The 6,841-nt window shown below is 59.6% G+C and carries 5 protein-coding genes; 4 read left to right on the top strand and 1 reads right to left on the bottom strand.

Translation table 11 applies throughout. The features are described from left to right. Positions 1 to 85 precede the first annotated feature (85 nt). From pta to GS605_RS18635, 4 genes are all read left to right on the top strand, one after another. Entirely contained in the window at positions 86 to 1,093 is a 1,008-nt protein-coding gene (pta, locus tag GS605_RS18650; protein WP_171724943.1) for a phosphate acetyltransferase, read from the top strand. 90 nt (positions 1,094 to 1,183) lie between these two features. After that, positions 1,184 to 4,003 carry a molybdopterin oxidoreductase family protein gene (locus GS605_RS18645; RefSeq protein WP_171724942.1) on the top strand — a complete coding sequence of 940 codons (2,820 nt, stop codon included), beginning with the start codon at positions 1,184 to 1,186 and terminating at the stop codon, positions 4,001 to 4,003. A gap of 109 nt (positions 4,004 to 4,112) precedes the next feature. Further along, a complete protein-coding gene (locus GS605_RS18640) occupies positions 4,113 to 4,862 on the top strand; it encodes a 4Fe-4S dicluster domain-containing protein (RefSeq protein WP_171172200.1) in 750 nt (249 codons plus the stop codon). After that, the gene (locus GS605_RS18635; protein ID WP_171637691.1) at positions 4,862 to 5,734 is read left to right on the top strand and encodes a DmsC/YnfH family molybdoenzyme membrane anchor subunit; all 873 of its coding nucleotides are present in this window, start codon (positions 4,862 to 4,864) and stop codon (positions 5,732 to 5,734) included. The genes GS605_RS18640 and GS605_RS18635 overlap by 1 nt, the downstream gene beginning before the upstream one ends. A 134-nt stretch (positions 5,735 to 5,868) precedes the next feature. Here the strand turns inward: GS605_RS18635 and dapA are convergent, their stop codons facing one another. After that, positions 5,869 to 6,741, bottom strand: coding sequence for a 4-hydroxy-tetrahydrodipicolinate synthase (dapA, locus tag GS605_RS18630; protein ID WP_171724941.1), 873 nt, complete (start codon positions 6,739 to 6,741; stop codon positions 5,869 to 5,871). Between the last annotated feature and the right edge of the window lie 100 nt (positions 6,742 to 6,841).

The raw sequence follows: 6,841 nt of genomic DNA, 5'->3' as shown, positions 1-6,841 counted from the left end.
ATGAAAAAACCCGTCGCCGTCGCCGGAATCTCCGCCGATGACATGAAAGCTCAGGAAGCGTAATTAAAGGACGAGGCCACAGCGCATGACAATGACACCAATTGAACTGTTGCGTCAGAGCGCCCCGGCCTCGCGCCCTGTGATTTCTTTATGCGAAGGCAGTGATCCCCGCGTTGTTGCGGGGGCGCTGGCCGCCCAACAAGCCGGACTGGCCGATGTCATTCTGGTCGGTCCACAAGCCGAGGTCGACGCCGCCCTCAAAAACCAGAACGCCACTCGCTCTGACGGCGTCATGGTTCACGACCCGGCAACCTCGGACCTGACCGAAGAGTTTGCTCAAACCTATTTTGAACTGCGCCAACACAAGGGCGTCGATCCGGCCAAGGCCCGAGCCGCCGTTGAAACACCGCCAGTCTATGCCGCCATGCTGGTACGCAGCGGGCGGGCCACTGGAACCGTAGGTGGAGCCGTTCACACGACCGGAGACATTGTACGCGCGGCCATTCAGGTGATCGGCATGGCCCCCGATGCCGGAATGGTATCATCCTTTTTCCTGATGTACCCGCCGGAAGACGCTCAACCCGGAGCGCGGGCGATGCTCTATTCGGACTGCGGCCTGGTCATCGATCCCAGCCCTGACGAGTTGAGCAAAATTGCCGTCGCCTCGGCCAGATCGGCGCGCGCACTGCTGCGGGTTGACCCCAAGATCGCCATGCTCAGCTTTTCGACCAAAGGCAGCGCAAAGCATCCCGATGTCGACAAGGTGATCGAGGCCACTGAAACACTGCGTCAAAGTTCCCCGGATCTCGAGGTCGACGGCGAGCTTCAGTTCGACGCGGCCTTCGTGCCCTCGGTCGGGGACCGCAAATCGCCCGGATCTTCGGTCGCTGGTCAGGCCAACGTGATGATCTTTCCCAATCTCGACGCGGGCAATATCGGCTACAAGATCACGCAACGACTGGGGGGTTACACCGCAATCGGCCCGGTTCTGCAGGGGCTGGCCCGACCCGCCAACGATCTTTCCCGCGGATGCAGCGCCGAAGACGTGACCCAGATGATCGCCGTGACGGCACTGCAAGCTATCAGGGAATAAAACTCAGAACTCGCGTCGTCTTCAGAACGATGTTCTCAAATCGGAAGGAAAGTGAAACAATCCTCCCGACATAACCGACAGGACCCGCCAATGACCCATCAGCAGCCGATCCTTGAAACGTCTCCGAAAGTTTCGGACGAGGTCCGCAAAACCACCTGTTATATGTGCGCCTGCCGCTGCGGCATTAACGTTCACATGAAAGATGGCAAGGTAGCCTATATCGAAGGAAACCGGGACCACCCGGTCAACAAGGGTGTGTTGTGCGCCAAGGGCTCTGCCGGGATCATGCAGGTCAACGCCCCCTCTCGCCTGCGCAAACCGCTGAAGCGTGTCGGCCCACGCGGCTCGGGTGAATTTCGCGAAATCGAGTGGGACGAGGCGCTCAGCACTGCCGTGGGCTGGCTGAACGAACTGCATGAAACCGCACCGCAGAAGCTGGCTTTCTTCACCGGCCGCGACCAGAGCCAGAGCTTCACCAGTTTCTGGGCCCAGAATTTCGGCACTCCGAACTACGCAGCCCACGGCGGCTTCTGCTCGGTCAATATGGCGGCCGGTGGCATTTACACGATGGGCGGCGCTTTTTGGGAGTTTGGGCAACCCGACTGGGATCACACCAAACTGTTCATGCTGTTCGGCGTCGCCGAGGATCATGACAGCAACCCGATAAAAATGGGGATCGGCAAGATCAAGGCGCGCGGCGCACGGGTGATCGGAGTGAATCCGATCCGGTCGGGCTATAACGCAGTTGCCGATGACTGGGTCGGCATCACACCCGGAACAGACGGGCTGTTCATTTTGTCGCTGATCCACGTCCTGATGAAAGCTGGCAAGATCGATCTGGATTACCTGAGCCGCTATACCAATGCGCCGGTTCTGGTGAACGCAAGCGAGGGTGCGGAAAAGGGCCTGTTCCTGCGCGACGAGGATGGCAAGCCGCTGGTTATTGATCGCAAGACGGGCAAGCCAACCGCATTCGACAAGCCCGGCGTGCGCCCGGACCTGTCGGCGACCTATGACAAGGACGGTGTAACGCACCGTCCCGTTTTCCACTTGATGGCCGAGAAATACCTCAGCAACGAACACGCGCCCGAGGCGGTGGCCGATCGCTGCGGCATTCCCGCCAAACGTATCCGGGCTATTGCCGCCGAAATCGCCAGGGTCGCTTTTGACGAGGCGATCCAACTGAATCAAGAATGGGTTGATTTTCGGGGTGAAAAGCACTCGAAGATGATTGGTCGTCCCGTCAGCTTCCATGCCATGCGGGGCATTTCGGCCCATGCCAACGGATTCCAGACCTGCCGCGCACTGCACGTGCTTCAGATCCTGCTGGGAACAGTCGAGGTGCCGGGCGGTTTCCGCTTCAAGCCACCCTATCCCAAGCCGGTCGAAGCGCACCCGACGCCCCATGGCGACAGGCGTCCGGGACGCCCACTGAACGGCCCGCATCTGGGCTTTCCACGAGGTCCCGAAGACCTGCTGCTGGATGACTGCGGCACGCCGCAACGCATCGACAAAGCATTCACCTGGGAAAACCCGATGTCCGTGCACGGGTTGATGCATATGGTGATTTCGAACGCAGCGGCTGGTGATCCCTACAAGATCAACACCCTGTTCATGTACATGGCGAATATGTCGTGGAACTCCTCCATGAACACCAAAGGTGTGATGGAGATGCTGACGGCCAAGACCGATGACGGCAATTACGTCATCCCACGCATCATCTACTCCGACGCCTATTCTTCGGAAATGGTGGCCTATGCCGACCTGATCCTGCCCGACACCACCTATCTCGAGCGGCACGACTGTATCTCCCTGCTGGATCGCCCGATCTGCGAGGCCGACGCCGCAGCAGACGCCATTCGCTGGCCGGTGGTCAAACCCGACCGTGACGTGCGTGGTTTCCAGTCGGTTCTGATCGAGCTGGCCAACCGTATGAGCCTGCCGGGTTTCACGAATGAAGACGGCAGCCCAAAGTGGAATGACTACGCAGATTACATTGTCAACCACGAACGACGCCCTGGCATCGGCCCGCTGGCCGGCTTCCGGGGTCCAGACGGCGACAAGGAAGGCCGCGGCGAGGTCAATCCGGATCAGCTGAACCGGTATATCGAAAACGGCGGATTTTATGTGGCGCATATCCCGGAAGGCGCGGATTACTACAAACCGTGGAACACCGCCTATCAGGACTGGGCCGTCGGGATGGGCATCTATGACAGCCCTCAGCCCTATCTGTTCCAACTCTATTCCGAACCGATGCGCCGGTTCCAGCTGGCTGCCGAAGGTCACGGAGACCGCCAGCCGCCCGAGCACCTGCGCCAGCGCATCAAGGACACCATGGATCCGTTGCCGATCTGGTACGAAACCGATCAGCAGGGTAATGAAGGCTTCACCGTCAACGCCCTGACGCAACGCCCAATGGCCATGTATCACAGTTGGGGCACACAGAACGCATGGCTGCGCCAGTTGCACGGGCAAAACCCGCTGTACGTCCCGACCAAACTGATGCGGGAACACAACCTGCAAGACGGAGACTGGGCAAAAGTCAGCTCCCCCCACGGTGAGATCACCGTGCCGGTGATGGAGATGGCCGCGCTGAACGACAACACGGTCTGGACATGGAACGCCATCGGCAAACGCAAGGGCGCCTGGGCCTTGCAGGACGACGCACCAGAAGCGACCAAAGGTTTCCTGCTCAATCACCTGATTCACGAATTGCTGCCGTCCAAAGATGATGGAATGCGCTGGGCCAATTCGGACCCGATCACTGGTCAGGCGGCATGGTTCGACCTGAAGGTCAAAATCGAAAAAGCCGACGCACCTGCCGATGCGCAAAGCCAGCCGAATTTCGACCCGATCAAATCTCCTGTCGAAACCGGCCCTGAGAACCTGGCCTGGAAGGTGGGCAAATGACCCGGATCCGCACTTCATCTGGCCAAAAATATCCCGGGGGTGAATTGAGCCGCAGGCTCAAGAGGGGGCTGGCCCCCTCACCTGCCCTCCACAGCAGAGGTTCACTGACATGACCCAGCTACCAAACTCCACTGACCGCAAGATGGGCCTGGTCATCGACCTGGACACCTGTGTCGGCTGCCACGCCTGCGTTATTTCCTGCAAAGGCTGGAACACAGAAAATTACGGCGCCCCTCTTTCGGATCAGGACGCCTATGGTGCAAACCCTTCGGGCACCTTTCTCAACCGCGTGCATTCCTACGAAGTGCAACCTGCCGACGGGCATGCCCAGCTGATCCACTTCCCGAAATCCTGCCTGCATTGCGAAGACGCGCCCTGTGTTACCGTTTGCCCCACCGGCGCCAGCTACAAGCGGGTCGAGGATGGCATCGTCCTGGTCAATGAAAGCGATTGCATCGGATGCGGCCTGTGCGCCTGGTCCTGCCCTTACGGTGCGCGGGAACTGGATGTGGCCGAAGGTGTGATGAAGAAATGCACACTTTGCGTGGACCGCATCTACAACGAAAACCTCCCCGAGGTCGACCGTATCCCCTCCTGTGTTCGCACCTGCCCTGCGGGCGCAAGGCACTTTGGTGATCTGGGCGACCCTGACAGCGATGTCAGCCAGCTGGTTGCAGAACGGGGTGGCATGGACCTGATGCCGGAAATGGGAACCAAACCCGTCAACAAATACCTGCCCCCGCGCCCCAAGGACACCGTGGAAGACCAGATCGACATACTGGCCCCCCTGCTGGCCCCCATCGCTGACGAGCCCAAAGGGTTCCTCGGCTGGCTCGACAAGACGTTGGAGAAACTCTGATGCATCCCGCACCCTCCGTCATTCTGTTCACCACCCTGTCCGGTCTGGGATTTGGACTGCTGTTCTTTCTTGGCCTGGGGTTTCCGGCTGTTTCGGGTTGGGTGGCTTTTGTGTTCTTCGCCATTGCCTATGGTCTGGCCGTCGGCGGGCTTTTGGCTTCGACCTTCCACCTGGGCCATCCGGAACGGGCCTTGAAAGCCTTCACTCAATGGAAAACCAGCTGGCTCAGCCGTGAAGGTTGGTGTGCCGTCCTCGCGCTGGTCGTCATGGGGCTCTATGCAATTGGCGTGGTGTTTCTGGACCAGCGCTGGGGTTTTCTGGGCTGGATCGGCGCAGGGTTGTCGCTGGCCACAGTGTTCACGACATCGATGATCTACACGCAGCTCAAGACCATCCCACGCTGGAACATGAACCTGACACCTGCCATGTTCCTCAGCTTCAGCCTGGCCGGTGGTGCCTTGCTGGCAGGTCAGACAAGTGCAGCTCTGCCGCTGCTGCTGATCGCGGCGCTGGTGCAGATACTGTACTGGCGCAAAGGGGATCAGGCGTTTGCATCATCGGGAACTGATCTGGGTACAGCCACCGGGCTTGGCGCACGCGGTTCCGTCCGCGCCTTTGAGCCGCCCCATACCGGCACCAATTATCTGCTGCGAGAGTTTGTTCATGTGGTCGGGCGCAAACACGCCGAAAAACTGCGGCTGATCTCGTTCGTTCTGGCATTCGTGCTGCCGGTTCTGCTGTTGTTGTTGCCGTTCAATCACGTCTTCGCCCTGCTGGCCGTGGCCTCGCATCTGGCAGGTGTTGCAACGTCGCGCTGGCTGTTCTTTGCGCAGGCCGAACATGTCGTGGGGCTGTATTACGGCAAACGCTGAGGGGGCTCTGCCCCCGCCGCGGCAAGCCGCGACTCCCCCGGGATATTTTTAGCCAGATGAAGTCTGGATATATGGAAAAGAAAGGGCGGCGCTCGAGGTTCGAGGCCGCCCTTCGTTGTATTCTGAAATACCAGTCAGATCAGGCCAGCATGGGCCATTGCGGCCTCGATTGCATCCTTGGTGCTGTTTTCCAGCTCGGTCAGGGGTGAGCGGACTTCGGTGCTGCAAAGGCCCAGTTTGCTGAGTGCATATTTGGCACCGACCAGGCCCGGCTCGATGAAGATCGCCTCATGCAGCGGCATCAGTTTGTCCTGATACTCCAGCGCTTTTGCGTAATCCCCTGCCAGTGTCGCCTGCTGGAATTCGGCGCAGAGCCTGGGGACCACGTTTGCGGTGACCGAAATGCAGCCAACACCGCCGTGTGCGTTGAAGCCAAGTGCGGTGGCGTCTTCGCCGGACAATTGGCAGAAATCTGCGCCGCAAGTTGCACGCTGCTGGCTGACACGGGCCAGATCGCCCGTTGCATCCTTGACCCCGACGATACGGGGAAGCTTGGCCAGTTCACCCATCGTGGCAGGTGTCATGTCAATGACTGAGCGGCCCGGAATGTTGTAGATGATGATCGGGATATCCGCGGCCGCATGCAGCGCCTCGAAATGCGCGATCAGGCCACGCTGAGTCGGTTTGTTGTAATACGGCGTAACGACCAGTGCCGCATCCGCTCCGACTTTTTCCGCGAACTGAACGAAGCGGACAGCTTCGACCGTGTTGTTCGACCCGGCACCGGCAATGACCGGAACGCGGTCCGCAGCGGTTTTGACGACCTCTTCGATCACTGTTTCATGCTCTTCGTGGCTGAGCGTCGGGCTTTCGCCGGTTGTTCCCACAGGCACCAGCCCGGTCGAGCCTTCGGATATCTGCCAGTCCACCAGATGTTTGAGCGTCTTCAGGTCCAACTCGCCGTTGTTGAACGGGGTGACGAGGGCTGGCATCGAGCCTTTGAACATGACACGCTCCTTCAAGGTGCATTTTGCAGTTTTTACGCCGCGGTCCCTCACGTTTCCAGCTTTGTGAGTTGATCCCGGCGACGCACGGTTTATCCTCACA

The organism is Ruegeria sp. HKCCD7559, assembly GCF_013110575.1.
Lineage (GTDB): Bacteria > Pseudomonadota > Alphaproteobacteria > Rhodobacterales > Rhodobacteraceae > Ruegeria.
The sequence above is the reverse complement of the archived record's forward strand: the minus strand, read 5'-3'. Positions and strand labels throughout refer to the sequence as shown.